Below are 25301 nucleotides of genomic sequence, written 5' to 3'. Positions count from 1 at the left end.
GCTTTGGACCGGTGGCCTACTCGGCGCAGGAGGAGCGCTATGTCGAGACAGACGAACATCGCCGCCCAGACCGCCTTCGCAGAGGCCGTCATGTCCGGGAACCTCGACGCCCTGGACGGGGTCGTGGCGCCCGGTTCGATCGATCACGACCCCGCCCCCGGCCAGGGGCCCGGGCCCGCGGGGTACAAGGCCATGTTCGGCGAACTCCGCGCCGCCTTCCCGGACCTGAACGTGGCGGTGGAACACCTCGTGGCCACCGATGACGAGCTGGCCTTCGCCTACACCATCAGCGGAACACACCTCGGACCGCTGATGGGGCACCCGCCCACCGGCAGGAAGGCGAGCTACCGGGGCATGCAGATCAGCCGCTTCGACAGTGACGGCAGGCTCGTCGAACGCTGGGGCAGCAGTGACGAACTCGGCATGCTGCGGCAACTGGGTCTCACCGGGTCCGGGTGACACCACGGACGTCACGGCCGGGTGTCAGGTAGGTCCACTGGCCGCTCAGGTCCTGCGCGCAGGAGGATCCCGCAACGGTGCACGGCGCGGGCATCACGCCCCCACCACCCGGCTTCCCGTACCGCTACCTGCCAGTACTGGCCGGACAGCCCGCCCCCCGCACCAGCCGCACGGAGGCCGAGCGGCACATCGACCAGCTCCTCGCAGGGCCGCTGCCGGCCGACGTCCACCGGCTGGTGCACGCCTAGGCCGACCACAACGTCATACGTGTCCGGGGCACGCCCACGACGGTGTCCAGGGCCGTCGAGCTGTGAGCACCCCGCCGTTCGACGGCACCCCGCCGGGAACGGACCTGGCGATGGGGGCACTGCGGCAGCGCAGGAACGATCTTGTCGCGGGCGAACGAGCAGGGATCGCCGGGAGGCGGCGGGCGGCGGCGTTCACGTCCGGGCTCTCCTGCGGCCGGTGTGTCCGGCCGCGTGGCGCAGCGAACGCCACGTCACCACCGCCCAGGCCGCCGCGAGCAGGACGTAAAGCACGACCGCTGTCCAGACGAGGGGCTGCGACCCGGTGCGGGCGGCCAGCGCGCTCGTGCCGGTGACGCAGGCGCCCAGTGGGAAGATGAAGGCCCACCAGGTCGGCGCGAAGGGAAGGCCCGACCGCAACTGCCGTACGGTCAGCGCCGTGGCGAGCACCAGCCACAGCATCGCGAAGCCCCACAGCCCGAGCCCCCCGAGCAGCGCGAAGGCCGCCGCGCCCCGGGCGTACGGCCCGGACAACGCGCTCGGCGCCGCCGCGGCGAGGGTGCCCATCGCCGTCACCGCCTGGTCGACGGCGCCCAGACCGATCCACACCGTCGGCACCACCGCTCCCGTGGGTGCGTCGTGGTGGACCAGGCGGCTGAAGACCATAGCCAGTACCAGCAGCACCGCCACCAGGCCGAGCCCGAGCATCGCATAGCAGCCGAGCAGCAGCGCCAGCCTCGGCTGGCCGGCGGGTGTGTGCGGGACGAGCAGTGCGCCCGTCGCGGCGGAGACCAGCGGCGGCACCACCGGCATCAGCCAGCCGCCGAACGCCGCGTCCGGCCCGAAGCGGTGCCGGGTGATCATCACGTACGGCACCGCGCAGGCCGCGGCCAGGCCGAGTGCGGTGCCCAGTGACCACAGCACCCAGTCGATGGTCAGGGCCGTCCGCGCCCCGATCACCGGTCCGCCGAGCAGCAGCGCTCCCGAGCCCACCGTGAGCAGTGCCATCGGTGGGGCCCCGAGGAACGGCGCCAGCACCGGATCGGTGACGTGCACCCGCAGCGCCCGCTGCCCGAGATACTGGGCCGCGAGGACGACCAGCAGCACCGCGGCCACCGCCCAGACCACCGTGGCCGCGTCATGCAGCCAGGGAGCGCTCCGCGGCAACGTGACCGCGGCGTTGGCGACGATGCCGGTGCCCATGACTGCAGCGAACCAGCTGGGGCCCAGGTGCGGGCGTCGCGTCCCACCGGCCGCCGGCTGCCGGGGCGGTGCATGGGTGGTCTGCGGGGCCCCCGAGCCGCTCCGGGGCAGGACGGACCGGGTGTCGCTGGGATGGGATGTCACGGCGGAGAACGCTTCTTTCCTCTGATCGGGAATCACCGTCGGCAATCGGCACAGCGGCACCCTGGCCCGACAAGACACGGGCCGCGGCCGCAGCCGTCGGCTCGTTGGCCCTACGACGTTACGGTGACGTACGCCCGCCGCCGCATCACTCCGCGTGCCATGGCACCCTCACATCAGGACGTCCGGCCCCCGCTCCCGGCGGACGCCGAGTCCACCGGCACGGCACGGCGCAGCGGCACGTCCTGATGTGACGCCTCCCCGGCAGTTTCGGGGCCCGGCGCCGTTCCGGCGCTGCCGTAGCGTCGGTGGTGCCACACGGTCAGCGATGCGCGCACCCCACCGGCATGGATCGGGGCCGCTCCCCGCAGGGAGCGATGCGCGGATGACGGGGCCCTCGCGAACGCGCCCGCCATCGGCTGTCCCGAATGAGGAAAGAAGGCGATCCACCCAGTGGCGTCGACATCCAGCGCCGAAGAAACGGCGCTTCAAGGACCGGAATTCGGCCTCAACGAATGGCTCGTGGAGGAGCAGTACGAGCGCTACCTGCACGATCCCGAATCGGTCGACGAGAAGTGGAGGGACTTCTTCGGCTCCCGGGCCTCCGCGACGGGTTGGCGTGAGCGTACGGGCACGCCGTCCTCGGACGGGAACGGGCGGGAGGCGGCGCTCAAGGCCGTGCGCGTCGCCGCGCTGATCCACGCCCATCGCGTGCGCGGACACCTCGCGGCCGACACCGACCCCCTCGCGGCCGGTGGACCGGCGGCCGCACACGCGGAGCTCGACATCGCGGCATTCGGGCTGAGCGAGGAGGACCTGGATGACGAGTTCGTCGTCGACGGCTTCGCCGGGCGCGACGCCATGACCCTGCGCGCCGTGCTGGACGTCCTTCGTGCGTCCTACCGCGGGACGGTGGGCGCCGAGTACATGCACATCCAGGCCGTCGAGGAGCGCCGCTGGGTGCAGGAGCGGATCGAGGCGCCCTCACCCCTGCCGGACCGGGCGGACCAGCTGCAGATCCTCTACCGGCTGGGCGCGGCGGAGGCCTTCGAGACGTTCCTGCAGACCAAGTACGTCGGCCAGAAGCGGTACTCGCTCGAAGGCGGCGAGTCGGCCATCGTGCTGCTGGACGCCCTGCTGCACCGCTGCATCGGGCACGGGGTGCGGGAAGCGGTCATCGGGATGGCGCACCGCGGCCGGCTCAACGTCCTCGCCAACATCGTCGGCAAGTCGTACGGGAGCATCTTCCACGAGTTCGACGACGCGGTGGACATCCTGTCGGCCCAGGGGACCGGCGACGTGAAGTACCACCTCGGGGCGGAAGGGACCTACCACGCCCTGGGCGGCGGCTCGCTCGGCGTCTCCGTGGTGGCCAACCCTTCCCACCTGGAGATCGTGGGTCCGGTGGCCGAGGGGGTCGTGCGCGCCAAGCAGGACCTGGCCGACGGCGGCGAGGCCTTCTCGGTCCTGCCGGTCGTCGTCCACGGCGATGCCGCGTTCGCCGGGCAGGGCGTGGTCTTCGAGACGCTGAACATGTCGCAGCTGCCCGGCTACCGCACCGGTGGGACGGTGCACGTCGTCATCAACAACCAGCTCGGCTTCACGACCTCGCCCGCCAGTGGCCGCTCCAGCACCTACGCCACCGCCGTGGCGCGGACGGTCGAGGCCCCGATCTTCCACGTCAACGCGGACGAACCCGAAGCGGTCGTCCGGATCGCACGCCTGGCCTTCGACTACCGCCAGACGTTCCACAAGGACGTCGTCATCGACCTGATCTGCTACCGGCGGCACGGGCACAGCGAGGTCGACGACCCGTCCATCACCCAGCCGGGCATGTACGACCGCATCGGCGCCACGCCTTCCGTGCGCACGCTGTACGCGCGGACGCTGGTCGGCAGCGGGGCCATCGACGAGCGGCAGGCGGAGGACGCCCTGCGGGACTACCGGGAGCGCCTGGAACGGGCCTTCGCCGAGACCCGGGCCCTGCCGGCGGCCGGTTCCCCCAGGCCCGCCACCCCCGCGGGCGGCGAGGACGGCACCGCCGCGCGCGTGCCGACGGCGATCACGGAGGCCGCCGCCCGGCACGTCATCGCCTCCCAGACCGGGCAGCCCGTGGACTTCACCGTCCACCCGCGCGTCCTGCCGCAGCTCCGCAGGCGCACGACGATGCTGGACACCGGAACCGTCGACTGGGCCACCGCGGAGACCCTGGCGATCGGCTCGCTGCTGATGGAGGGGGTTCCGGTGCGGCTGGCCGGTCAGGACTCCCGTCGTGGCACCTTCGGCCAGCGCCACGCGGTGCTCACCGACCGCCGCACCGGAGCGGAGCACACCCCGCTGAACGGGCTCGGCGCGGGCACCGCGGACTTCACCCCCTACGACTCGATGCTGTCCGAGCTGGCGGCCCTGGCCTTCGAGTACGGCTACTCGCTGGAGCGGCCCGACGCCCTGGTGCTGTGGGAGGCCCAGTTCGGCGACTTCGCCAACGGCGCGCAGAGCGTCGTCGACGAGTACATCGCGTCGTCGGAACAGAAGTGGGGAGAACGTTCCGGGGTCACGCTGCTGCTGCCGCACGGCCTGGAGGGGCAGGGTCCGGACCACTCCTCGGGCAGGATCGAGCGGTTCCTCCAGCTGTGCGCGCAGGGGAACATGACCGTCGCCGTCCCGACGCTGCCCGGCAACTACTTCCACCTGCTCAGGCAGCAGGCGCTCACCGAGCGCAGGAGGCCGCTGGTGGTGTTCACCCCCAAGTCGATGCTGCGGCTGAAGGAGGCCACGTCCGGGCTGACGGACTTCACCGGGGGCTCGTTCCGTCCGGTCCTGCCCGACGGAGCGGTCGACGGTGCCGGTGTCCGGCGCGTGCTGCTGTGCTCGGGAAAGGTCTTCTACGACCTGGATGCGTACCGGCGGAACGCCGGCCTGCGGGACACCGCGATCGTCCGGCTTGAGCGCCTGTACCCCTTCCCGGACGCCGAACTCTTCGCGGAACTCGCCCGTTTCCCTCGTGAGACCGAGGTGCGGTGGGTGCAGGAGGAGGCCGGCAACCAGGGCGCGTGGTCCTTCGTGAGGCCGCACGTGGAGCGGTGGGCGGACCGCTCCCTGGAACTGGTGGGCCGACCGCCCGCCTCGGCCCCCGCGGTGGGCTCCAGCAGGCGGCATGCCGCCGAGCAGAAGGAGCTCGTGGAGGCGGCCTTCCGCTGACGGCTCCCGGCCCGCCCCGGTGGATCGTGTGGGCTTCCGTCCGCACCGGGGCGGGGACGTGGCGCAGAGGTGGTCCCGCGCACCGGCCCTCGCGGGGGGCGGCCCTGCCACTCCTCACCCCTGCGGACGACAGCGCGGGATCCCAGCACTCAGCGGCTCCCCTCGCTGGGGAACGATAAGTCAGTCGCCCAGCGCCCGCTTCCACAACTGCCCGTCCTGCCGGCTCCCGTCAGGAATGATCGAGGAGTGCGCGATGCGGTACGGGCTGAACCCGTTGCGGCGCGGCACCCGCTGCGACGGCAGATTCTCCGGATTGGTGGACGCCTCGTCGCGGTGCAACCCGAGTTCGTCCGTCATCACCTGGAGTACGAGCCCGACGGCGCGCCCGGCGTGCCCTTGGTTCTGGGTGGCGCCGGCGATGACTTGGCCGTCGGTTCCCCGTTCGGCAACGCGAGGTCGGTCTTCACCCGCGACGGCGGTGCGGCCCGCCGTTCAAGCTGGAGGTCGAGACCGGCATGGTCGGCGTGAACGTGCCGATGCCGGTGCCGGTGGGCTACCACTCCTTCGGCGGCTGGAAGGACTCGGCCTTCGGCGACCACCGCATGTACGGCAGAGAAGCCGTGCACTTCTACACGCGCGGCAAGGTCGTCACGAGCCGCTGGCCGGACCCCGCCGAGACGGCGGCCGGTTAGGGGACGGATCTCGACGGCGTCCACGGCCCGAAACGCCGGCGGCCGGCATGCCCGCCTCGAAGCCGTGGGAGTGTACGACCAGCCAGGGCCTGACCTGGGTGTTCCTGGCGATCTCACGCGGCGAGGTGGGCCCGTGGTCCTTGTCGTCGATGGCTGCACGGGCCGCCGCCGCGTTCTGGGCCGTCGTGTTCGCCGCCATGGTGGGCGCCAGGCTCCGGCCCCGCCGCGCGACTGTACGCGGTTCCGCCCAGGGCGGGCGGCCCACGCGCAGGGTACGGATTCGACGCCGTCCCGGACGCTGCCGTAGACCGTGAGACGAGGAGCCCTTGCGGGTTCCGGTCGGACAGCCCCCGACGCTGTCCGTGCACGGACGCCTGGACTACGACGGGTCCGCCGCCGAGGTGCGGTCCCCGGCGCCCAGGCCGGTCGTCCGGAAACTGGCCCGGAACGCGGCCGGTGTCACGCCCAGATGGCGCACGAAGGCCCTGCGGAGCGACTCGGGTGAGCCGAAACCCGTGTGCCGCGCCACGACCACCATGGGGTCGTCACCGGTCTCCAGCATCGCCTGGGCGGCCTCCAGCCTGACCTGCTCCACGTACCGGCCGGGACTGGTGCCGACCTCTTCGTAGAACAGGCGCGTGATGTGGCGGACGCTGACGCCCGCCCTGCGGGCCATTGCCGTCACGGAGTGATTGGCTCCGGGGTTCTCCGCGACCGAGTCCAAGAGCTCGCGGAGCGTCTCCTGGCGCGGGTTCGGAACCCGGCAGCGGGCGCTGAACTGGGACTGGCCACCGGGTCGCTGCATGAATACGACCATGTCCTTGGCGACCGCGCGGGCGACCTCCGCCCCGTAGTGCTCCTCGACAAGGGCCAGGGACAGGTCGATCCCGGCGGTGACACCGGCGGACGTCATCATCTTCCCGTCGCGCACGAAGATGGCGTCCGGCTCGACGCGCACCGACGGGTACCGCAGGCCCAGTTCACGCGTCTGCCGCCAGTGGGTCGCCGCCCGCCGGCCGTCCAGGAGCCCGGCCGCGGCCAGCAGGAAGGCTCCCGTGCACACCGACGCCGTGCATCGGGCCCTGCCGCTCAGTCCCCGTACGGCGTCCAGCAGCGCGTCGTCCTTGACCAGCGTCTCCCATTCCGGGCCGCCCGGGATCACCAGGACGTCGCAGGTCTCGTGCACGTCGTCGACCGACAGGTCGGCGGCGAGACGCGTCCCGGCGGCGGTGACCACATCCGCCCCGTCCTCGGACGCGACCTGAACCCGGTATTCCCCACCCCAGTCGTTCGCAGAGGCGAAGACCTCGATGGGGCCCGTCACGTCGAGCAGGCGTACCCCCGGGAAGACGAACACCGTCACCGTGAGCGGACCCGCTCCAGGGTGCTTCTGATACATGGGGTACCTCCCGGCTGTGCGCCGCGCGGACTCTGGACGACGCGACGCGAGACGAGCCGCCGGCCGGCGGACCACGGCTGTTCCTGACGGGGAACCCCCGTCATCGATCTTGCTCAAAGGTCATTCCGCAGACCCGCCGCCGGCCCATCACCGGGCCAGGACTGCGCGTGACAGGGCCGAAGAGAACCCGACGCGATCGCTCAACGTCACCCGGCGCAACCAGGGAACCCAGTTCGATCGCGGCGGGACTGTCGCTCCCCGGTCTTCCGCCCGTCATTCTGCGCCCGCCCCGCACACCGATGCCACGACCTGCTTGCTCCCTGGTGGTAGGCCGTACCTCCCAGACAGCCCGGCCCTGCTGTGCCTCCGCACAGGGGGATGGTGACCGCACTGCGCAGAGCGCACTCGCCAGAGTCGGTCAGCAAGGTCAAAGCGGCCCTCCTCACGCGCCCGGATCCTTGGCCGCCTCACCGGCTCGCCCGGACGGCAGACGCGGTCCGGCCCGGACTCGCTGGGAAGTGGGCACCCAGCAGTACGAGGCAGTCGGCCCACAGCGGACCGAGCTGCGCCGTGTCGTTGTGGAGCTTGGCGAACAGCCGGCCCTCAAGCTGTGCCATCGGCGGCCACGCAGGTGTCCGAGACGTGCACCTGGCCCCGCTGCTGGGCATCGGCAACCACCGACTCGACCACGGCCAGCTGTGCTTCGAACATCTCCCGCAGACGTACGCAGACGGCGTCGGTCAAACTGCCCGTGGCCAGCGCGACGTTGGCGAACAGGGAGCCGGAGAGCCCGCACGGTCGCAGGCCAGGACCGTCACACCCGCTGCGGCCCCATCATGGCGACGCCGAGGCGGCAGCAGGCCGACATCTACAGCCTCCTCAGCACGCGTGCTCCGGGTGCGGGCCGCGCGGCCCCCTGGGCCGAGGGCTCGGGGCGGGACCGGCTGGTGCTTCAATGGCCTGCGGCGCGCCGGGCCGGGGAGGGTCCGGGCGAAGGGGAGGGGCTGCATGATGCGCAGGGTGGGCCAGTTGCTGGCCGGCGCGGTTCTGTTGGTCGCCGCTGCCGGATGCGGTGGCGACTCCGACAACGACAAAGGCGGGGGCGTGCCGTACGGGGCGCAGACGTGCTCGGACTATGTGGGGCGCCTGAGCGACGGTGAACGCTGGGACGCGGCCGAGGAACTGCTGATTCAGGCCAAGGGCATCGACGGCACCGACGGCGACCGTTCCCCGGCGACGAGCAGCATCGAGGCGTTCGAGCAGGCGCTGGGCGAGACGTGCGACCGGGGTTCCAGCGATGATCTGTTGGCCACGGTGGCTGACGAGCTGTACGCCTCGAATGCGGCGTTCTACAGCTACTGAGACGTGAGCAGCGCCCGTGACACTCGTCCGCGGTCGTCTCCGGATCGAAGCCGACGACCCGAGTGAACACGGCATTCAGCACATGCTCGCTGAGCTACCGCACCGGCTCATTCACCGTCATTTTCCTCCGCCATCAGCTCGTCCAGCCGGTCCCGCAGCCCTTTCACCGCGGCCACCCCGAGATCGGAGGCCCACGCGCCCCGGAGGCCGGCCCGGTCGACGCCCTCGACAACGCCTTGCAGAACGGCGAGGGACAGGCCGGCCCACTGCTCGGCGCTCAGGTAGTCCGGTGGTGACACCGAGATGTGTGCGGGCTCTTCTGTCGTATGCGGCATGGTCGATCCTTCGTCTCCGGGGCGGGGGGGGGCAGGTCCGTCCGCGGCTCACTGTGCACTGGGACCCTGACCGCGCGATGTGAGATGGTCCGCGAGTGACCGACAACACTCGTGCGGCAACGGCCTCTCAACGACCGGAGGGCCGAGCGGCGTCCGCCCTGCGCTTCGCGACGGAACTCCTGGCGTGGGTGGCCACCCCCTGGGCCTTGGCCGACCACTCATGGCTGCTCGCCGTCGGGTCCGTGGTCGTTCTGATCGGCCTCCCTACGATCTTCTCGACCCCCGGGGACAAGGCCAACGTGATCATCTCGGTCCCGGGCTGGGCCACGATCCTGCTGGTGCTGCTCCAGTTGGTCGCGGCCGTGGTCTCCTCGTGGGTGGCGTGGCCGCCTGGACCCGCGGTCTGTGTGACCCTGCTGGCCGCCGTCACCCTGGTCACCGAGCGTCGGCGCTGGTGGTGGCTGCTGTCCGCCGATCGACTCGCCCACTGATCGACCCTCAAGAGCATGATCGCCTACGCAGTGCCGGCTGACGCGAGCAACACCTGCGACGCCGTTCGACGAGGCCCAGGCGCCAGGCCCGTCGGACCGTCGTCCGCGGCGCGTCGGACGCGGTGTTCGGCGCCGGGCACCGTCTTCCGCAGGCGGTTCGGAACGAACGCGCCATGGAACCCGGCCGCGGAGAGCCCGGGGGACTGAGCGTCCCGCCCCAAGTACCGCCTCGCACGCTTGCTCCGGCCGCCGGGTTGCCGTTCCGTCGCCCTCACTGCCTCTGCCCGCCGAGCAAGATGCGCGCGGCGTGTGTGCGATGCCGCACGCCTCCTGATCGAACTTCACCAGGGCCGTTCGCCCCGTGCTCCGAGGTCGTCGAGCGCGGCTCCGGCACCCTGCATGGCGTCGTCCGGTACGCCGTCGACCCGGACGACGCCCGACGCCTGTGGACCCTGTCGCAGGAACTGCTCGCACCCACCCGCTGAGAGGACCCACCACCCGCTGAGAGGACCCACCACCCGCTGAGAGGACCCACCACCCGCTGAGAGGACCCACCGGCCGACACCGCGGGCGCCCTTACGTGGTGCTCGCCCGGATCTGAAACCGTCAACTGAGTTCCGGTACGCGACCTCTACCGCTGCGGCTGTGTGCGGAGCCCGTCGAGGATGAGCGCGAGCATGCGGGGTGACCGGTCTTCGGGACCGGACGCGGCGCGCCACAGTGCGCCGGTGAGCTGGAGGAAGTCGCCGGGGTCGGCGTCCGTGCGGATGCTTCCGTCCTTCTTGCCGGCGTCGAGGAGCTCGGTGATCGCGGCGATGACCGGCTCGTAGCTCTGCTCGCTGATCGCCTGGTGCGCGCCGGGGCTGAGCGCGTCGCCGAGGCCGTGCTTCCGGCGCATCGCTTCGACGAGGTCGGTCGTCCAGTGGCGGAGCGCTTCGAGGGGCGGCATCTCGGCGAGCAGCCCCGGCACGCTGCCGACGATGCGGGTGACCTCGTCCTGGTAGACGGCGAGGGCGAGCGCTTCGCGGGTGGGGAAGTTGCGGTACAGGGTGCCCGGGCCGACGCCGGCGCGCTGGGCGATCTGGTTCATCGACGCGCTGCCGTCCTCCGCGAGCGCTTCGCGGGCGGCCTGGAGGATGCGCGCCCTGTTCTCACGAGCGTCTGAACGGACCACGGGACCTCACCTTGCTAAGCGGAGAGTTCTCCACTACGTTATGCGGAGACCTCTCCACTTACTTTAGAGGAGCATCATGCGGTACCTCAAGCTGGGCACCACCGGCCTGGACGTGTCGCCGATCGCGATCGGCGCGATGACCTACGGCGAGCCCGACCGGGGCCACCCCGTCTGGTCGAAGGGCGAGGAGGAGGCGCGTCCGCTCATCAAGCACGCGCTGGAGGCGGGGATCAACTTCTTCGACACAGCGAACATGTACTCGAACGGGTCCAGCGAGGAGATCCTGGGCCGCGCGCTCAAGGACTTCGCCGACCGCGACGCCGTGGTGATCGCCACGAAGCTGCGCCATCCGATGCGGTTGGGGCCGAACGGACGGGGGCTGTCGCGTAAGGCGATCATGACCGAGGTCGACCATTCGCTGCGCCGCCTCGGTACCGACTACATCGACCTCTACCAGATTCACCGCAACGACCACGCGACCCCGTGGGAGGAGACGCTGGAGGCACTCAGCGACCTCGTGAAGTGCGGCAAAGTCCGCTACCTCGGCGCCTCGTCCATGCACGCCTGGGAGTTCGCGAAGGCGCTGCACCTGCAGAAGCAGCACGGCTGGGTGCGATTCGTGTCGATGCAGAACCACTACAACCTGCTCGCCCGTGAGGAGGAGCGGGAGATGATCCCGCTGTGCCTGGACGAGGGTGTCGGCACCCTCATCTGGTCCCCGTTGGCCCGTGGCCGCCTCGCCCGCGCGTGGGACGACGCCCGCTCGACGGCGCGCTCCGAGACGGACGGCGCCTACGCGGACCTGCTCTACTCGCCCGAGCAGGAGGCATCCAACCGCGCGATCATCGACGCGGTCGGCCAGGTGGCGGACGCTCACGGCGTCAGCCGTGCACAGGTCGCGCTCGCCTGGCTGCGCCGCCGGCCGGTCGTCACCGCGCCGCTGGTCGGCGCCGGCTCGATCCGGCAGATCGACGAGGCCGTGGCCTCCCTGGACCTCGAACTCACCGACGACGAGGTGCGCGCCCTGGAGTCGCCGTACACGCCGCGGTACGACTGGCAGGGCGTCTCGGACGAGGCCGAACTGGAGGCCATCCGCCGGCGCGTCCCCGGCATGGCCCTGTCGTGAACCCCATCGTCCGCACCGGCCCGGCCGCCCGCGCCGGAGCCCTCCTCATCCTGCTCGGCCCGCTCCTGTCCTGGCTCGCCGAGTTCGTCACCGCCGCGGCCTGGCGGGACCCGCCGTACTCGCCCTTCCACGACTGGGTCAGCCACCTCGGCCTGACCGGCCCGCGCCAGATTGCGTTCGGACAGGTCGCCAACTCCCCCCTCGGCGCGGTCATGGACACCGGCTGGGTGATCTACGGCATCCTCCTGATCGTCGGCGCGTTCCTCGTGTTCGACCCACGCGAGGGAACCCGCCCGATCAGCATCCTGATCCTCGCCGTCCTCGCCGGCGTCGGGGTCTCGCTCGTCGGCGTCTTCCAGGGTTCCGACGCCAACGTCGACAACGGCCTGATCGTCTTCCACACCCTCGGCGCTCAGGGAGTCATGCTCGCCGGCAACATCATGGCGATCGCCGTCGGAGCCGGCGGAGCACGCATCGGCCTCCCGAGGAGCCGGTCGATCGCGAGCATCGCACTCGGCACCGTCGGACTGATCGCGTTCCCCTTCTTCATGGCCGACGTGTTCACCGGCTGGATGTGGAACATCGGCATGTTCGAGCGCGCCGTGATCTACCCGATCATGATCGGCCACGCCCTCCTCGGAAGCAGCCTGGCCGCCCAGCGACGTCATGCGACGTGCCCGCCGGCACCGCTCGAAGCACACGTCTCGAACTGAGGAGACACAGATGACACCGGTACTGGTCACCGGAGGCACAGGATTCATCGGCAGCTGGTGCGTCCTGACCCTGCTCGACGCCGGGCACACCGTACGCACCACGGTCCGCGACCTGCGGCGCGAGCCGGCTCTGCGCTCCTGGCTTCACGCAGCCCAGCCGTTCGAAGACGACCGCCTCACGGTCGTACGCGCCGACCTGGAGCACCTCGGCGGCTGGGACGAGGCCGTCGCCGACTGCGATGCCGTCCTCCACGTCGCCTCGCCGACCCTGCGCAGTACACCGGCGAACGACGACGAGATGGTGGTCCCGGCGCGCGAAGGCGTCCTGCGGGTGCTGCGCGCCTCCCGCGACGCCGGCGTGCGCCGCGTCGTCCTGACGAGCGCCTTCGGAGCCGTCGGGATCGGGCATCCCCCGCGCTCCACCCCGTTCACCGAGGAGGACTGGACCGACATCGACAACGACATCCCGCCCTACCAGCGGTCCAAAACACTCGCGGAGCGCGCCGCCTGGCAGTTCATCGAAGACGAAGGCGGTGGCCTGGAACTCGCGGCGATTCATCCCGTGGGTGTCTTCGGACCACTGCTCGGCCCGGACGACCCACCGTCCCTGCGCCTTGTGCGCAGAATGCTCGAAGGACGGATTCCTGCGTGCCCTCCCTTCGGGATGGGTTACGTCGACGTGCGCGACGTGGCGGACCTGCATCTGCGTGCGATGACCGATCCGGCAGCCGCCGGCGAGCGCTTCCTCGCCGTCGCGGGGCACAGCCTGCGCCTCGTCGACATCGCCCGCATTCTCCGTGACCGCCTGGGCGAGCGCGCTGCGAAGGCCCCGACCCGTGAACTGCCCGTGTGGCTCACTCGCGCGCTGGGCGCCGTGAACCCCGAACTGCGACTGCTGCGGCACCAGCTGGGCCGGGATCTCCACGCCACAAGCGCCAAGGCGGAACGCCTCCTGGGGTGGCGGCCGCGTCCCATCGAGGACACCATCGCCGAGACCGCCGAAAGCCTCCTCGCCCACGGCATCGGGAAATGACCGGCTCGTCCTTGGACAGTGCCCAAGGGGTAGGGAGGGGCGGCCTACTGGAGCGGGGCAGCCACCGGCGGGGCGGTCATGGACAGGGCGGGCGTCTTCAGCCTGCAGCACAGGACGGCGGCGGTCCGGTCACCGCGCATCCCGAGCGGATCCAGCGTTCTCCCTGTCGGTGTGATCTTGATGGTTGGCAGCCCTGGCACCTCGCCACCGGGGACGGCCGGTTGTTACTCTTCCCGATCATGCGAGCCCTGTTCCCAGGATCCTTCGACCCGGTCACTCAAGGGCACCAGGATGTACTCCGGCGCGCTGCCCTCCTGTTCGACGAGGTCGTCGTGTGCGTGATGTTCAATCCGAACAAGACCGGCCGCTTGCCCATCACGGAACGGCTGGACCGGCTCCGCGCGGCAGCAACCGACTTGGACAACGTCACGGTCGACTCCCACACCGGCGGCCTCCTGGTCGACTACTGCCGCCGGGTAGGAATCGATGTCGTCATCCGCGGAGTCCGCGGCGTTCGCGACCTGGACCACGAAATGCCGATGGCTCGGATGAACCACGAACTGGCCGGAGTCGAAACGTTCTTCATCGCCGCAGACCCCACCCTGGCCCACATCTCCTCCACCCTCGTCACCACGATGAGTCAATAGGACCGTGTCCCGGTTGATCCTTCGAGCGAGCTTCTTCCAGCAGCCGGTCAGCCAGGTGCAGCGTCAGGGCGATGACAGCCCGCAGCGGCCCCAGTGAGCAGCCGCCGGCCGGCTGCGCCAACGCATCCGCCGGGGCGTTCTGCGGAACCCACGATGCCAGGGGGGTGGTGTAGGCGCTGTCAGCGGGATCAGCTTGGATACGGCTGTGTCTGTCTATCAAGTCGTCCGTCAGCTGCCGGACATCTCGATCGTTCGCGACCGCTCTCGTGCCATGGCTGTCCTCGACGCCATCATGAGTCCGGACTGGGAGTCCCGGTTCTACTCGTTCGACGCCCGGTGGTCGCCGACCGAGGAGATGGCCTCCATGCGAGACGGGTGTGGCAATGACTACTCGATCGTCTTCTCGCAGGCGGGTGCGTATGCCCGCGGTTTCGATCACGAGTCGCCGATGAGCCCGTATCGGGTCACGCCTCCAGTTCCGTGGCCAGGTCTGTTCGACGGAGTGCCGGAGGTGTTCGCCCACAACATCGTGGAGCCGGCGTTCAGCGGACACGACGGGATACCGCGGGTGACCGTGTGCTTCTGGCGTCAGCAGGCGGACTCCGAATGGAGGGCCGGAGCCATCGAGCCCCTGCCTGCGGGCGTGGAGGACGACGGCAGCCCGGAGTGGCTGTTTGACGTCTTGGTGGACGGTCGCCCCGAGGCCTATCAGCAGTTCGCGGAGGAGTGCTACGAGGTCACCACGGACATCGAGGCCATCCGCCACGTTTATGCGCTGCGGCCTCTCACTCAGAGAGTCGTATCGGCGTTGAATCCGGAAGTCGAGCTCGTTGACCTCGCCGAGGATCTGGCACAGATCGGATACCCCGTTCCGGAACCGGAAGCCACCCCCGAAACCGCATGATCAGGGGACAGCCCCGTTTCGCGCCTCACCAATTGGCAGCAGCGACGTGGTGGCCGGGGTACCGAGCCGGCGCGGTGCTCCCGGCATCGTAGGGGCCGCCTCGGACGTCCGCGGGGCCGGCCGGCGTCCTCCGGCCGGCGCGCGATCCCCCCGGGCACGGGCCGAAGGCACCCCGCCCGCGCGCCACCGTGCGGTGTCCCCTGCCTGACCTGCACCCCGTCCGCCCGACCACCTCGTCCGGAGCGGGGTCGATGGCGGTGTCCCGACCTCAGTGACGTCGATGTCCCCGGTGTGGACGCCGGTGTGGACGGTGGCGATGCCGTCTTGGAACTGGTGGTGCTGCACGGGCACAAGCTCGTGCCCTTGCTCGGTCTGATCGCTCATGGGGTGTTGCCGGGGGAGCGGTGACGCCGTCAGGGCTTGATCCAGACGAGGAACCTGCCCTTCTCCAGGATCCGATGGGGCGGCCTGGGTCACTCACTCGTGAGGTGGTCTGCCTCGAAGATCTGCGGGTTGGCCCGGTCGGCGTAACGCGTGTTCAGGGGCTCGCCAACCAGCCCGTGAACCAGGTGCGAAAGCCGGGGCTCACCGGGACGAAGCCACCCCAGTCGGGATCGATCTGCCAGACCTGGCCGGCTCGTGGACCGTTCAGGATCAGCCGTGTGAAGATGCCGCAGCCCTGTTCGGCCAACATGAGCGTGCCCCGGGTCAGTGCATCGGCCGCTGCGTCGATCCGACCGGGCCGAGGTGCGGTGAGAGGGAACGGCTCAGCGAGTCGGCCCGGCAGCCGGTCTTCCCACCACTCGGCGTCCACGGCCCACTCTTCGTCGGCCTCGGGGCGGGCGACGGTCAACGGCACCAACCCATGGCCGGGGCCGGCGGGGCCGTTGCCCACCTCTGCGACGAAAGACCGGTACTCCACCGGCAGATCGATGCCATGCGATTCCTCGAACGCTCGGATCTCCGCCTCCGGCAACCGAGCCGCCAACTTGTACCGGTGCGTGTCCGCACCGAAGCGCACCAGCCCCGGATCCCCTGCTGCCATCTCCCGTATCCGTGCGCGTACGGCGTTCCCGTCCCAACTGTCCATGCAGCGACCGTAACAAGGCGCCCGACCGGTGGCCGAGCGCGAGCAACCGGCTCTGGCTCGGAGCGTGATGCGTCGGCGACGCCTCAGCCCGTGAAGGAATCTTGGTTCGCGACCTCCCGCCCTCACCGGGGGAGGGTGCCTCAGCCGGTGAAGGCCTGCCCGTACCGGGACGCGGCGCGCGAGGCCTGGCCGCTGCCCGGACCGGTCGGGCACGACCTGGAGTGCTTAGACGTCACGGTCGAGGGAGTGGATGCCGGCGAGCTTGTCGGGGTTGGTGACCGAGAAAATGCCGGTGACGTGCTCGCCGTCCAGGGCGAGGTCCACCACCACGACGGCAAGCGGGCTCCCGCCGGAGAAGACGAGGACGCCGGGGTCACCGGCCACCAACCGGTACCGGACGTCGACGCCTTCGGGGGGCAGGGCACGGGCAACCGCCGTGAACACGGCAGCGACTCGGTCTCGGCCGTGCACCGGCCGGAGGCTGACCGCGGGACCCTTGCCGCCGCCGTCGGTCCACAGGGTCACGTCTGGTGCCAGTACTTCGAGGAGAGCCCGCAGGTCCCCGCCCAGGGCGGCTTCGGCGAAGCGTTCGGTGACCCGGGCATGCTGGTCTCGCCGGGGCCGGTGACGCGGGCGACGGGCCTGGACGTGGCGGCGGGCGCGGGTGGCGAGTTGGCGCACCGCAGCGGGCGAGCGGCCCAAGATCTGCGCGATCTCCGGGTGGGCGAAGCCGAACACCTCGTGCAGGACGAACACGGCGCGCTCCAGCGGCGAGAGCGTTTCGAGAACGACGAGGACGGCCATCGACAGTGCCTCGGCGCGTTCGGCACCGTCGGCCGCGTCGTCCTGCGAGACGAGCAACGGCTCAGGCAGCCAGGGGCCCGAGTACGTCTCCTGGCGGCGGCTCAAGTGGGCGCGGCGGGCAAGAGCCTGGTTGACCGCGATGCGTGTGAGGTAGGCACGGGCATTGTCGACGGGCTTGACATCGGGATTGCGGTGGCGGGCGGCCCAGGCCAGCCACACCTCCTGGAGCGCGTCCTCGGTGTCAGTGACGCTGCCCAGCATGTTGTAGATCACCGAGAACAGCAGCTCGCGGTGGTCGAGGAACTGTTCGGTGACGGTGTCCTCGGCCGGATGCCACGACGGTGTACGAGCCATGTGCTCCTCCTCTGCCCCGGAATGTTCTCCGACCGAAGAGATGCGCCGCGTCGTAAGTGTGACACCGGGCGGCCGGTTGTGAGCCACGCCACGGTTACGGGCGCTGATGTCACAGGGATCGGCGCGAGCCCGCTCTGTGGTGTCGTCGGGGAGGAAGGGCCTCCGCGATGTCCACAGGGAGGGCTTCACCATGCGCACTCGGATTCACGGTGCCCGTGTGTTCGATGGGGAACACATCCGGGGGATCACCGATGTGGTCGTGGAGGATTCGATGGTGGCCGCGGTCGGCACCGGGGCGGGTGGCCGGGCCGACATCGAGATCGACGGGCGGGGCGGAACACTGCTGCCGGGGCTGATCGACGCGCACACCCACGTGTTCGACGGCAGTCTCGCCGAGGCCCTGCGGTACGGGGTCACCACCGAGATCGACATGTTCTGCCTGCCCCGCCCGCTGGCCCGGCACCGGCGGCTCGCGGCTGTCCGGGACGACGTGACCGACCTGCGCAGCGCGGGCACGATCGCCACGGCGCCGGGCGGGCACCCGACGCAGCTGATCGCGGCGCTGACCGGCACAGTGCTCGACCCGGGCGACGTAACGGAGATCGACACTGTCACCGACCCGGCGCAGGCCCCGGCGTTCGTCGAGGCCCGGATCGCTGAGGGCTCCGACTTCCTGAAGATCGTCATCGACGACGGCACGGTGCAGGGCACCGATCTGCCCGCCGTGACTCCGGAGGCCGCCGCCGCCCTCACGGCGGCGGCGCACGATGCCGGTCTGCGGGTCGTCGCCCACGCGATCACCGCTTCGGAGGTGGCCATCGCGCTCGACGCGGGCGTCGACGGCCTCGCCCATGTGTGGGCCGATGTCGCGCCGGACGATCCGGCATCCCGCGGGCTTGCCCGACGCGTGCGCCGCCAGGGCGTGTTCGTCGTGACCACGCTCGCCTACTTCGAGGCGATCGACGGACCGCACCCCGACGCCGCCGCCGGCTGTGCGCGCCCAGGCCACTACGCCAACGCCGTCGGGGCGCTGCGGGCGTTGCACCAGGCGGGCGTCCCGCTGCTCGCCGGGACCGACGCCACCCCGTTCGCGCCCGCCCACGGCGCGGGTCTCCACCGCGAGCTGGTTCTGCTGACCGGGGCCGGTGGCCTGCGCGCCGAAGAGGCACTGGTCGCGGCCACGAGCGCGGTGGCGGATCGGTTCGGCCTGTGCGATCGAGGCCGCATCGCGCCGGGACTGCGCGCGGACCTGCTTCTCGTGAACGGCGATCCGACGCAGGACGTGTCGGTCCTGGGAAACGTAACTGCTGTCTGGCGGCGCGGTGTCCAACAGGCCCGTTGACTCCCTTGCTTGAGGAAGGACGAACACCCCATGTCGTACGACCGTTTCGTGCTACTCGGTGCCAACGAGGCACGGCCGGGCCGCGTGCTGCTGCCGCCCGCCTTCGCTGTAAAGGCCACGACGGCCGATACCGAAGGCCGCTTCTCGCTGCTCGAAGTCGTCCTTGGCCAGCCGATTCCCTGTCACACCCACCATCTCGCGGACGAGAGTGTCTACGTACTGGAGGGTGAGTTGCTGGTGACTGTCGGGGAGCGCACCCACTCGCTCGGGCCGGGACAGTTCACGCTGCTCCCCCGCGGCACGCCCCAAGCCCTGCGCCCCGGTGTCGGCGGCCCCCCACGCGTGCTGCAGATCTCATCGCCGGGCGGCTGGGAGTGTTTTGTCGAGGACATGGTCGAGGCCGGGCCCCAGCTCATGGTTGACGGTCGGCTCGACCCGGCCAGGCTCAACCGGATCGCTGACCGACATGGCATCAGATACGCGGACGGCGCGCGGCACAGGCAGGAGCCTGGTCCTCACGGCGGGCGGGTCTGAAGGCAGGGGTTGCAGCTTCTCGGAATGCGGTTCGCAGGCGGCGCCGGCCCGACATGAAGAGACGGACGCGTGAACCCGTTGGACCGGGCGTCCTCGGCGCCACCCCTGCGCGCCCCATCGGATCCTCCGGGTGCCGGCCCGAGCCCGGCGAGGCGCATGGCCGAATGACTTCGGCGCGTTCCGCTGGGTCGAGGCCGCGCATGATGCGTTCCCATGCACAGGCGCCGTCAGGAAGCCATTCGCCAATCGGTGCGGCGTAGGCGGGTGCGATGGCGATGATGCGGCGGCGGTCGGCGGGATCGGCCGTGCGCTGCGGGACGCCCGGCCGTGTCAGCTCGCTGACCATGAGGGCCGCCGAAATGGCCGTACGCGACCGCGGCCGACGCCTCGGCGGCCTGATCCTCATCGACGCGATCGGCCCCCCGGATCGAAGGCCACCAGGTCCACGCCCCCGGCTCCGGCGCCCGACGTCCCGCCGGAGCCCCGCAGCCCGAGCCGCCCGCCGGCGAGCGCGAACATGGAGCCCTTGCCGACCAGTTCGACGACCTCCGGATGGCTGGTGTCGACGTCTTCCAGGGGGGACGTCGAGGAAGGGCAGGCCGCTGTAGACGGGGTGGGCCCGGCTCACCACAGGGGCGGAACGCGCCGCCGGCGCCGACGAGGAGCCGGGTGCGGACGCTACGGCCGTGCGCCAGGGTGAGGAAGGGGCCGTCGGCGTCCTCCGCCACAGCGGTGATCCTGCCGTTCCACCGCACGGTGGCGTCCGGCGCACGTGGCCGGCTGTTCCGGTCCTAGCCGCTGTCCCTGACCCCGAGGATGTCGAGCATCGCCCGGGTTGCCGGGCTGGGGTTGAACCTGCTCCACACCAGGTACTCCACGCGGCGCGGCCCGCCGGACACCGGGACCAGCGCCAGCGCGGGGTTGTCAGCGGCATGCGTCCGGATGAACGCCGACGGCAGCAGGGCGACGCCGAGCCCGTGCTCGATCAGCCGGGTGATCAGCTCGACGACACCGGATTCATACGCCACCTCGCGGACCAGTCCCGCCGCGGCGAACGCCTGGTCGGACTGAGCCCGGGCGGGCGTCCCGGCCACGAAGTCCACGAACGTCTCCGCGGCGATGTCGTGCAGTGTGACCCCGGGTGCGCCCGCCAGCCGGTGACCGGTCGGTACCACCAGGACGTGCTCGTCGTGATCGAGCACCACGGCCTCCACACCCGAGGGCCGTTCGCTCTCCGGCAGGCCGAGGAAGGCGATGTCCAGATCGCCGTCGCGGATCGCCGCGGCCAGATCGTCGCTGCGTGCGGAACGGAGTGCGACCCGGACCTCCGGGTGCTGGGCGCGATACCGCTGGAGCAGTTCGGGCACGTCTATGGCGGCCGTCGTCACGATCACGCCGATCCGGAGCCGCCCCCGCACCACGCCGGTCGCTGCTGCGGCGTTGGCAGCCGCGCGGTCGGCGGCGGCCAGACACTCGCGCGCGCCGGTCACGAACGCCGCTCCCGCGCTGGTCAGCTCGACCCGGCGGCTGGTCCGGGCGAACAGCCTGACCCCGAGCTCCCGTTCCAGGCTCGCGATCCGGTGGCTGAGAGACGACTGCACCACGCAGCAGCGCTCCGCTGCGCGCGTGAAGTTGCGGGTTTCGGCGACGGCGACGACGTAGCGCATCTGCTGGAGGTCCACTCATCGATCGTCCTCGTTCATGGCTGGCATCGCAAGCATGTGTTGGATTCATGACGGACAACGCGGAGACTGCATCGCATGCATTCCTCGATCCGTCGGTCACCGGACCGTCGCCGAACCTCATCCGCCCATCAGGCGGCCACCGTCGCCCTGACCGCACTCGCTCCCGCGTCCTGGGGCACCACGTACGTCGTCACCACGGAACTGCTGCCCCCGGGCCATCCGCTGTTCGCCGGGCTGATGCGCGCCCTGCCCGCCGGTCTGCTCGGACTGGTGATCACCCGGATGCTGCCGCGCGGGGATTGGTGGTGGAAGGCCGCCGTCCTCGGTGTGCTCAACATCGGCGGCCTGCCCCTGCTGTTCGTGGCGGCCGAACGGCTCCCCGGCGGTGTCGCCGCCACTCTGAGCGCCGCCCAGCCGCTGCTGGTCGCGGCCCTGGGCATAGCGGTGCTCCACGACCGGCCCACGGCTTGGCGGCTGGCCTGGGGCGTCCTCGGAGTGCTCGGCGTCGGACTCGTCGTGCTCGGCCCGCAGGCCCGGCTGGACCCGGTCGGGGTACTGGCCGGTCTCGGCCACACGGCCACCATGGCCGGCGGGATCGTGCTCACCAAGCGTTGGGGCCGTCCGCCGGGGGCCGGTCCGCTGACCCTGGCCGGGTGGCAACTGACGGCCGGCGGCTTGCTGTTGCTCCCGCTCACCGTCGCGTTCGAGGGGGTGCCGCAGCGGATCGACGCCGGAGCGGCCGGCGGTTACCTGTGGCTCGGCAGCATGGGCGGGCTGATCGCCTACACCGTGTGGTTCCGCGGCATCGGGCAACTCCCGGTCGGCGCGTCCGCGCCGCTGGTGCTGCTGTCCCCGCTGGTCGCGGCCCTCATCGGCATCGCGCTCGGCGAGTCACTGAGCCTGCTCCAGACCCTGGGATTCGTCCTCGCCCTGGCCGCCCTGCTGGCCGCGCAGCTCAATGCCCCTGGTCTGCCCGGCCGCAGGGCGCGCGGGGGACCGGCAGTGACTCACATCCGAGAAGACCAGGTATCGGAAGGCCGACTGCGATGACGACAAGCTCGACGAAGACAACCTCGATGAAGACAGGCATGACGATCGCCGTGCTCGGCGCCACCGGCATGGTCGGCAGCCGGGTGAGCACCGAGGCCCGTGCTCGCGGGCACCGGGTCCTCGCTCTGTCCCGTAACCCCGCCGGCGACGATCCGGACGTGACGCCGATCGCGGTGGACGCGACCGACTACCACGCCTTGCACGATGCGCTGGCGGGCTCCGCCGCGCACCGGGCCGCGGACGCCGTCGTGCTGACCGTACGCACCGAACCGGCCGACCAGGACTTCCTGGTCGGCGCGACCCGCACGGTACTGGACATCACCGCACAGCTCGGGATACGCGTCCTCGTGGTCGGCGGCGCCGGCGCGCTGCGCAGCCCCGACGATCCCCATCTCCTGGTCGCCGACAACCCGGCGTACGTGCCCGCCGAAGTGCAGGCGGTCGCCGCCGCCGGGGTGGCACAGTTGCGGACCTGCCAGGCCCACGCCGGTGCCGACTGGGTCTACCTCAGTCCACCGGCCCTGTTGGAGGCCGGTGAACGGACTGGCCGCTACCGGCGCGGCACCGACACCCTGCTCACCGACGCCGACGGGCGGTCATGGATCAGCGCCGAGGACCTGGCCGTCGCCGTCCTCGACGAACTCGGAGCCCCCGGCCCCGAACGCCTCGTCACCGTCGTCCACAGCGACGCAGTCGCTGGATAGGTCGAACGCCCCGACCGGTACGGCTCGTCCAGCCGCGTCAAGCACAGCCCACTCCAGCCCCGCGTCGGGACAGCCGGTTCTGCAACCGCTCGAACGCCAGACGACCTGCGGCGACCCATACGACCAGTTCACCGTCCAGCCCGGTGCCCCACGGCAGCTGTGCGAGGGCCGCCGCCCAGATCCCGGGGAACGCCGGCCCCACTCAGCGTCGAGCAGCACCACCTCCCCCCCGTGGACGGTGACGACACGCCAGCTGGTCCTCCGCTCGGGGGGGCCAGTTCCTTGCCCGGCAGACCGCCTTCGGTGAACAGTGACGCGGGTACCGGCTCGCCGTCGCCGCGAGGGTCACGACGATGCCGAAGGCGGACGGGAACGGTCAACGAGAACCGGGGGCTGGTCGTCGGACGGAGGTCAGAGCGTCGTCCGGATCGCCTGGTCCATGAGACGTTGCAGATACAGCCCGCGCGCCGCGTCGAGTTCCGTCGGCTGGTTCGTGCGTACGGCGGTGGCGAAGCTGCGCCGCAGGATCGGCCAGCACTCCTCGTGGTCGATCTCGGCCGTGTCGTAGGTCAACGGGGCTTCGCGACCGAAGAGTTCGACCCGGGTGAGCGCGCGGTCGACGGCGACGGAACCGGACAGGGACGCCTGACTGACGGCCCCGTTCTCGTGCTCGCAGGTCAGCTCGATCCACCGGCGGGGGTCGCCGGAGCCGCGTATCGCGGTGATGGGCGAGACGGCGGTGTCCAGAAGGTCGAGCAGATGCGGGCCGAGATCCAGCAGCGCCCCGTGCTCAAGGCGCCATCCGGTCGCGAAGTCGCCGCCGAGGAACGCTCCGTGGAGGTAGCAGGAGCGGGCGCCGCTGACCTCGCGACTCCGCGCGGCGTCGAGGAAGGCGTCGGTGACCGGGTGGTAGCGCTTGGTGAGGACGAGTTGCGAGACCACGCCTGCGGCGAGCACCGCGTCGGCGACACGCTGCGCCGCGGGCAGATCCGGACCGAGAGGCTTCTCCAGCAGCAGCGCCTTCCCCCGCCGCGCCGCCGACGGCGCCAACTCGGCCTGCACGGCGGGGGGAACGGCGAACGCCACAGCCTCGCACCGGTCGAGGAGGTCGTCGAAGGAGGCGGCGACGTGTGCCCCGTAGGGTGCGGCAGTCTGCCGCGCGGCGTCGGGGCGGCGGGCCCACACCGCGGCGAGCCGGGTCTCCGGCCCGGCGGCGAGCATACGGGCGTGCATGGCCCGGGCCCAGGGGCCCGCGCCCACGAGGCCGACCTCGACGGGGCGGTCCGTCCAGGAGGCAGAGATGACGGTCACGGTCTTCCTGTCTGTACGAGAGTGCTGCGAGGGCGGGGTCCGGCTGCCCCCGCCGCTGGGGCGGGTCTGCGTGGGCGGCCCGTTCAGGCCGCGAGGGAGCCGAGCCGGGCGTCGGCCCGGCCGGGGGAGTAGAGGATCTCGACGACCATGGCGGCCGCCCCTATGACGCCCGCGTGATCGCCCAGGCGTGAGGTGACGACCTGGAGGTTGGCGGTGGCCCGGGGGAACGCGCGCTGGTAGAGCAGCTCCCGGACACCGGTCATGAACGGTGCCCCGGAGAGCTCGCCGGCGATCATGAGGACGCCGGGGTTGAGCAGGCTGACCACGGTCACCAGGACCTCGCCCGCTCTCCGCCCGGCCTCCCGGGCCAGCCGGACGGCGTCGGGATGCCCTTCGGCGAGCAGGCGCTTGACATCGGAGGCCGACTCGGCGTCGGTGCCGAGGGCGCTCAGGTCCCTCGCCAGCGCCCGGCCGCTGGCGACGGCACCCAGGCAGCCGTGGGAGCCGCACATGCACAGGACGTCGGACCGGTCGTGCAGGCGGATGTGGCCGATGTCGCCGGCGCCGCCGTCGATCCCGCGGTACACCTTGCCGTCCACGACGACGCCGGCGCCGATGCCGGTGGACACCTTCACGAGGACGAACGCCGTGCAGTCCCGGTGGTTGGCCTGCTGCTCGGCCAGCGCCATGAGGTTGGCGTCGTTGTCGACGAACACGGGAACGGGCCCGTCTTCCAGGCTCCCGCCGACGTGCTCGGCGTAGGCCCTCTGCAGGCGCTGCGGGATGGGGTACCGGTCCCAGCCGGGCATGATCGGCGGTTCGATGACCCGGCCCGTCTCCCACTCCACGGGACCGGGTACGGACAGCCCGATCCCGCAGACGTGCTCGGCGTCGACACCGGCGGCGGCGATGAGGTCCGGGAACCACCCGGCCAGTTGGTCCAGCACCACCTCCGGGCCCTCGGCGATGTCCAGCGGTCCGGTGTTCTCGGCGAGGATGGTGCCACCGAGATCGAGGACCGCGGCACGGGCGTACCTGGTCTCCAGGTCCACGGCGATGACCGAGGCGTGCTTGGGGTCGAAGACGATCCGCTGGGACGGGCGGCCTCCGGTGGAGGAACCCGTGACGTGCTTGAGCCATCCCGCCCGGTTGAGCAGGTCCAGTCGCTGGCCGACGGTCGAACGGGACAGCCCGGTGATCCGCTGGAGATCGGCGCGGGTGTTCGCGTGGCCGCCGCGGATGAGCTGCAGCAGCTCGCCCGCGCTGATCTGGCTCGGTGTCAGCATCGGTTCCCTCGTGGTG

General features: G+C 71.2%; 25 protein-coding genes and 1 pseudogene. 15 read left to right on the top strand and 11 right to left on the bottom strand.

The annotated features are described in order from the left end of the window. Window positions 1–39 precede the first annotated feature (39 nt). Both C3492_RS10345 and C3492_RS44555 read left to right on the top strand, forming a co-directional pair. Complete coding sequence (locus tag C3492_RS10345; RefSeq protein WP_103811425.1) at window positions 40–459, top strand: ester cyclase; 420 nt, start codon at window positions 40–42, stop codon at window positions 457–459. Between the two features lie 77 nt (window positions 460–536). Continuing rightward, complete coding sequence (locus C3492_RS44555) at window positions 537–707, top strand: hypothetical protein (RefSeq protein WP_181140300.1); 171 nt, start codon at window positions 537–539, stop codon at window positions 705–707. 192 nt (window positions 708–899) lie between these two features. Here the strand turns inward: C3492_RS44555 and C3492_RS10340 are convergent, their stop codons facing one another. Continuing rightward, window positions 900–2051, bottom strand: coding sequence for a TDT family transporter (locus C3492_RS10340; protein WP_258055597.1), 1152 nt, complete (start codon window positions 2049–2051; stop codon window positions 900–902). A 450-nt stretch (window positions 2052–2501) separates the two neighbouring features. On the opposite strand from C3492_RS10340, the gene C3492_RS10335 reads away from it, so the two are divergent. After that, complete coding sequence (locus tag C3492_RS10335; protein ID WP_103811424.1) at window positions 2502–5249, top strand: multifunctional oxoglutarate decarboxylase/oxoglutarate dehydrogenase thiamine pyrophosphate-binding subunit/dihydrolipoyllysine-residue succinyltransferase subunit; 2748 nt, start codon at window positions 2502–2504, stop codon at window positions 5247–5249. Window positions 5250–5429: 180 nt separating this feature from the next. Here the strand turns inward: C3492_RS10335 and C3492_RS10330 are convergent, their stop codons facing one another. After that, on the bottom strand, window positions 5430–5669 hold the full coding sequence (locus tag C3492_RS10330) for a GNAT family N-acetyltransferase (protein ID WP_258055625.1): 240 nt from the start codon (window positions 5667–5669) through the stop codon (window positions 5430–5432). 15 nt (window positions 5670–5684) lie between these two features. On the opposite strand from C3492_RS10330, the pseudogene C3492_RS10325 reads away from it, so the two are divergent. Continuing rightward, window positions 5685–5941 (top strand): annotated as a pseudogene (locus C3492_RS10325) (aldehyde dehydrogenase family protein); the annotation flags it as partial. 379 nt (window positions 5942–6320) lie between these two features. Here the strand turns inward: C3492_RS10325 and C3492_RS10320 are convergent. Both C3492_RS10320 and C3492_RS44550 read right to left on the bottom strand, forming a co-directional pair. After that, complete coding sequence (locus C3492_RS10320; protein WP_103811423.1) at window positions 6321–7340, bottom strand: GlxA family transcriptional regulator; 1020 nt, start codon at window positions 7338–7340, stop codon at window positions 6321–6323. A gap of 467 nt (window positions 7341–7807) precedes the next feature. Continuing rightward, window positions 7808–7957, bottom strand: a complete 150-nt coding sequence (locus C3492_RS44550; protein WP_181140299.1) for a hypothetical protein — start codon at window positions 7955–7957, stop codon at window positions 7808–7810. Between the two features lie 403 nt (window positions 7958–8360). Here C3492_RS44550 and C3492_RS10315 point away from each other — a divergent pair, with 403 nt between their 5' ends. Next, window positions 8361–8702: a hypothetical protein gene (locus C3492_RS10315; RefSeq protein ID WP_146075669.1), complete on the top strand. Its 342-nt coding sequence runs from the start codon at window positions 8361–8363 to the stop codon at window positions 8700–8702. Window positions 8703–8809: 107 nt separating this feature from the next. Here C3492_RS10315 and C3492_RS10310 read toward each other — a convergent pair whose 3' ends face one another. Next, the gene (locus C3492_RS10310; RefSeq protein ID WP_103811421.1) at window positions 8810–9037 is read right to left on the bottom strand and encodes a hypothetical protein; all 228 of its coding nucleotides are present in this window, start codon (window positions 9035–9037) and stop codon (window positions 8810–8812) included. Window positions 9038–9132: 95 nt separating this feature from the next. On the opposite strand from C3492_RS10310, the gene C3492_RS10305 reads away from it, so the two are divergent. After that, complete coding sequence (locus C3492_RS10305) at window positions 9133–9528, top strand: hypothetical protein (protein ID WP_103811420.1); 396 nt, start codon at window positions 9133–9135, stop codon at window positions 9526–9528. A gap of 631 nt (window positions 9529–10159) precedes the next feature. Here the strand turns inward: C3492_RS10305 and C3492_RS10290 are convergent. Next, window positions 10160–10702: a TetR/AcrR family transcriptional regulator gene (locus tag C3492_RS10290; protein ID WP_103811418.1), complete on the bottom strand. Its 543-nt coding sequence runs from the start codon at window positions 10700–10702 to the stop codon at window positions 10160–10162. 76 nt (window positions 10703–10778) lie between these two features. Between C3492_RS10290 and C3492_RS10285 the strand changes: the two genes are divergently transcribed. The 5 genes from C3492_RS10285 (at window position 10779) to C3492_RS10265 (ending at window position 15125) form a co-directional block, all read left to right on the top strand. Then, window positions 10779–11828: an aldo/keto reductase gene (locus C3492_RS10285; protein ID WP_103811417.1), complete on the top strand. Its 1050-nt coding sequence runs from the start codon at window positions 10779–10781 to the stop codon at window positions 11826–11828. Beyond that, complete coding sequence (locus tag C3492_RS10280; protein WP_103811416.1) at window positions 11825–12541, top strand: DUF998 domain-containing protein; 717 nt, start codon at window positions 11825–11827, stop codon at window positions 12539–12541. The genes C3492_RS10285 and C3492_RS10280 overlap by 4 nt, the downstream gene beginning before the upstream one ends. Window positions 12542–12551: 10 nt before the next feature. Then, the gene (locus tag C3492_RS10275; RefSeq protein WP_103811415.1) at window positions 12552–13574 is read left to right on the top strand and encodes an aldehyde reductase; all 1023 of its coding nucleotides are present in this window, start codon (window positions 12552–12554) and stop codon (window positions 13572–13574) included. Between the two features lie 239 nt (window positions 13575–13813). Then, window positions 13814–14221, top strand: coding sequence for a pantetheine-phosphate adenylyltransferase (gene coaD / locus C3492_RS10270; RefSeq protein ID WP_103811559.1), 408 nt, complete (start codon window positions 13814–13816; stop codon window positions 14219–14221). A 205-nt stretch (window positions 14222–14426) separates the two neighbouring features. Continuing rightward, complete coding sequence (locus tag C3492_RS10265; RefSeq protein WP_258055596.1) at window positions 14427–15125, top strand: hypothetical protein; 699 nt, start codon at window positions 14427–14429, stop codon at window positions 15123–15125. Window positions 15126–15663: 538 nt separating this feature from the next. On the opposite strand, the gene C3492_RS10260 is transcribed toward C3492_RS10265, so the two are convergent. Together C3492_RS10260 and sigJ are read right to left on the bottom strand one after the other, a co-directional pair. Next, window positions 15664–16215, bottom strand: a complete 552-nt coding sequence (locus tag C3492_RS10260) for an SMI1/KNR4 family protein (RefSeq protein WP_146075668.1) — start codon at window positions 16213–16215, stop codon at window positions 15664–15666. 225 nt (window positions 16216–16440) lie between these two features. After that, complete coding sequence (sigJ, locus tag C3492_RS10255; protein WP_103811412.1) at window positions 16441–17373, bottom strand: RNA polymerase sigma factor SigJ; 933 nt, start codon at window positions 17371–17373, stop codon at window positions 16441–16443. 217 nt (window positions 17374–17590) lie between these two features. Between sigJ and C3492_RS10250 the strand changes: the two genes are divergently transcribed. After that, entirely contained in the window at window positions 17591–18715 is a 1125-nt protein-coding gene (locus C3492_RS10250; protein ID WP_258055595.1) for an amidohydrolase family protein, read from the top strand. A gap of 30 nt (window positions 18716–18745) precedes the next feature. Further along, the gene (locus C3492_RS10245; protein ID WP_103811410.1) at window positions 18746–19249 is read left to right on the top strand and encodes a cupin domain-containing protein; all 504 of its coding nucleotides are present in this window, start codon (window positions 18746–18748) and stop codon (window positions 19247–19249) included. Between the two features lie 791 nt (window positions 19250–20040). Here the strand turns inward: C3492_RS10245 and C3492_RS10235 are convergent. After that, window positions 20041–20931: a LysR family transcriptional regulator gene (locus C3492_RS10235; protein WP_103811409.1), complete on the bottom strand. Its 891-nt coding sequence runs from the start codon at window positions 20929–20931 to the stop codon at window positions 20041–20043. 78 nt (window positions 20932–21009) lie between these two features. On the opposite strand from C3492_RS10235, the gene C3492_RS10230 reads away from it, so the two are divergent. Together C3492_RS10230 and C3492_RS10225 are read left to right on the top strand one after the other, a co-directional pair. Next, the gene (locus C3492_RS10230) at window positions 21010–21984 is read left to right on the top strand and encodes an EamA family transporter (protein ID WP_103811408.1); all 975 of its coding nucleotides are present in this window, start codon (window positions 21010–21012) and stop codon (window positions 21982–21984) included. 38 nt (window positions 21985–22022) lie between these two features. After that, window positions 22023–22688, top strand: a complete 666-nt coding sequence (locus C3492_RS10225) for an NAD(P)-dependent oxidoreductase (protein WP_103811407.1) — start codon at window positions 22023–22025, stop codon at window positions 22686–22688. 411 nt (window positions 22689–23099) lie between these two features. On the opposite strand, the gene C3492_RS10215 is transcribed toward C3492_RS10225, so the two are convergent. Beyond that, on the bottom strand, window positions 23100–23999 hold the full coding sequence (locus tag C3492_RS10215; protein ID WP_103811406.1) for a Gfo/Idh/MocA family protein: 900 nt from the start codon (window positions 23997–23999) through the stop codon (window positions 23100–23102). Between the two features lie 83 nt (window positions 24000–24082). Further along, complete coding sequence (locus C3492_RS10210; RefSeq protein ID WP_103811405.1) at window positions 24083–25285, bottom strand: ROK family transcriptional regulator; 1203 nt, start codon at window positions 25283–25285, stop codon at window positions 24083–24085. Window positions 25286–25301: the final 16 nt, after the last annotated feature.

Origin of the sequence: Streptomyces sp. Ru62 (assembly GCF_002920615.1) — a bacterium.
Taxonomy (GTDB): Bacteria; Actinomycetota; Actinomycetes; order Streptomycetales; family Streptomycetaceae; genus Streptomyces.
The sequence above is the reverse complement of the archived record's forward strand: the minus strand, read 5'-3'. Positions and strand labels throughout refer to the sequence as shown.